A 2,673-nucleotide genomic window follows, 5' to 3' on the forward strand; every position below is an offset into this window, starting at 1 on the left:
GGGCAGGGCGAGCAGTGCTGCCGTGGCGGCGAGCGCTGTCCCCAGGGATCTCAGTCTCATTGCGGCTCCCTGCGACTGCGGGACCGGGAGACCGGCCCCTACTTAGTTCATGTTTTGATTTAAGGGATGAACCAACGGGGCGCAAGCCTTCGGAAGCCAAATCCTTCACGCACAAGGGCGTTCACACCCAGCGGCCGTTCACAACGGGGCGGGGCTGTCCGGACCATGTGCTTTGGTCCCGACAGCCCCGCCCGGTACGGTCAGCGGCCCGGCCGCCCCTGGCTGCGTAGTTGCCCGACCGTCTTCAGCAACCGATCGGCAGGGGCGCGCAGTTGGGGATGGGCCAGCACGGTGTTGCGCAGTCCACGCACCGGCCGGCGCCACACCCGTTGGGCCACGGAGACGGGGTGCGGGCGGGACGCGAAGCCCTCGCCGACCCGGAGTTCCCGGGTCTTGAGCCAGTCCTTGTACTCCTTGTCGCCCCGCCCGAGGTCCACCAGAGTCACCCCGCTACGGGCGGCACCCTCGGCCGTGCGCAGGTGCATCATCAACCCCGGTGAGTAGTAGTGCAGTTCGGGATCGTAGGCGGTGAACCAGGCGGCCAGGACGGTACTGGAGCGGGGCCCGAAGTGGGCGGCCACCGGGCGGTCGCCCGCGTACAGCACGGAGAGCACGCCGGTGAAGTGCTCCTCGCGGACGTGGAAGAGGTGGTTCACCAGGTCGACGATCCAGGGGCGGGAGAACCGGTCCATGCGGCCGGTGCGGCGGTACTGGGCCGACTTCCAGCGCATGAGGGTGCGCAGCGCCTGCGGGTCGCGCTCGTCGAAGACGAACCGCACCTCCCCGATGTCCCGGCCGAGCCGGCGCTCCTTCTTCAGGGTCGTCTTGGCGAGACCGGGGTAGGTGGCGCGCAGCCACTCCGGGTAGGTGCCGCCGCCAGGTTTCACGTCGATGACCGGCGAGGCGAAGGTGCCGGTGAGATACGGAGCGAACGGCCGCTGCTCCTGCACGAGATGATCGAACTCGAAGATGCTGAGCCCGCAGGCGCGCAGCAGTTCGGCCGCGTCCCAGGTGACACCCGGCCGGTGCACGAGCGCCTGGCAGTCGGAGAGCCCGAGCCCGATGGCCCGGCCGGTGCCGAGCGGCCCCCGCTCGTACGGGAGGAAGCCGACCGGCTCACCGCCCTCGCGCAGCACCGCGACGCGCACGCCGCCGCGATGGCGGCCGACTCCGATGGCGAACTCCGGCGCGAGAAAGGGGTTGGCGTACTCGGGTGACTCGTCCATCGCCCGGTGCCAGGCCCCGCGCAGTGCGGAGGTCAGTTCGCCGGGTCTGTGAATGGTGATCTCCACCGTGGTTCGCCCCGCCCTTCATGTGATCGCTCCCCCTCGCGCACCGCCGCTCAAACGTGGCGAAACAGTACGCACAGCGTCAAGGGTGCCTCAGAGGGCGTACGGTCCGCCACGGTTCCGCACAGATCGACGGAGGCGGCAAGTGCCGTGCGCAGAAAGGACGTTCACTTGCCGCAAGGTAAAGAGACGGTTTGGTCCAGTCCAAAGGCGTGCATTGGACTAGACCAAACGGGGCGCCATCCACGAGCCTGACACTCCCCCATCCCCCACCCTCTGGAGGCTCGTAGTGAGACGACTTCGGGCATGTCTGGGCGCGGCGGCCGCCGTCACGCTGGCCGCGGCCGGCACGACGGCACTGGTCGCGGGCAGCGCGTCCGGCGCCACGAGCGCCCTCGACAACCGCTGGTACGCGGCGGCCCCGTATCTGATGCCGACGGACAACGACCCGCCGGACGCGGCCGCCATCATGGACGCGACCGGCCTCAAGGCGTTCCAGCTGGCGTTCGTGCTGGCACCCAACGGCGGTGGCTGTTCGCCTACTTGGGGCGGCACCTCGCCGGTGTCCTCGGACACCGCCGTGCAGTCCGTGATCAACACCATCCGGTCCAAGGGCGGTGACGTCTCCATCTCGATCGGCGGGTACGGCGGCACCAAGCTGGGCCAGACCTGCGCCGACCCGGCCGCCACGGCGGCGGCCTACCAGCAGGTCATCACCAAGTACGGCCTGCACGCGATCGACTTCGACCTGGAGGAGCCGGAGTACGAGAACACCGCGGCCATCCACAACGAGATCGGCGCGGCCAAGATCCTCCAGCAGAACAATCCCGGCCTGTACGTCTCGGTCACCACGGCCGGCACGGCGGACGGCACCGGCTGGTTCGGCAAGCAGATGCTGCTGGAGGCGAAGTCCCAGGGCTTCACCCCGAACAACTTCTCCATCATGCCGTTCGACGGCGGCTTCAACGGCGCGGCGAGCCAGACCAGCGCGCTGGCCAACTTCAACGGCATCCTGCGCTCCACCTTCGGCTGGGACGAGGCCACGGCGTACGCGCACGAGGGCTTCTCCGGGATGAACGGCCGCAGCGACACCGGGGAGTACTTCTCCCAGGCCGACTTCCAGACGGTGCTGGACTTCGCCACCGGTCACCACATGGACCGCTTCACCTTCTGGTCGCTGAACCGGGACCGCCAGTGCACCCCGGCCGACAACGGCGGCCGCACCTCGGGCACGTGCTCCAGCGTGGCGCAGAACGCCTGGGACTTCGCCAAGTTCTCGGTGAAGTTCGCCGGTGCCACCCCGCCGAACTCCACCCCCACCCCC

The 2,673-nt window shown here is 69.2% G+C and carries 2 protein-coding genes; one reads left to right on the top strand and one right to left on the bottom strand.

Annotated elements, in window-relative coordinates:
• Positions 1 to 260: 260 nt before the first annotated feature.
• The gene (locus CCN33_RS11835; RefSeq protein ID WP_086693597.1) at positions 261 to 1,352 is read right to left on the bottom strand and encodes a GNAT family N-acetyltransferase; all 1,092 of its coding nucleotides are present in this window, start codon (positions 1,350 to 1,352) and stop codon (positions 261 to 263) included.
• A gap of 286 nt (positions 1,353 to 1,638) precedes the next feature.
• Here CCN33_RS11835 and CCN33_RS11840 point away from each other — a divergent pair.
• A partial coding sequence (locus CCN33_RS11840) for a chitinase (protein ID WP_208621723.1) occupies positions 1,639 to 2,673 on the top strand: 1,035 nt, incomplete at its 3' end.

Source organism: Streptomyces recifensis (assembly GCF_002154615.1).
Taxonomy (GTDB): domain Bacteria; phylum Actinomycetota; class Actinomycetes; order Streptomycetales; family Streptomycetaceae; genus Streptomyces; species Streptomyces griseoluteus.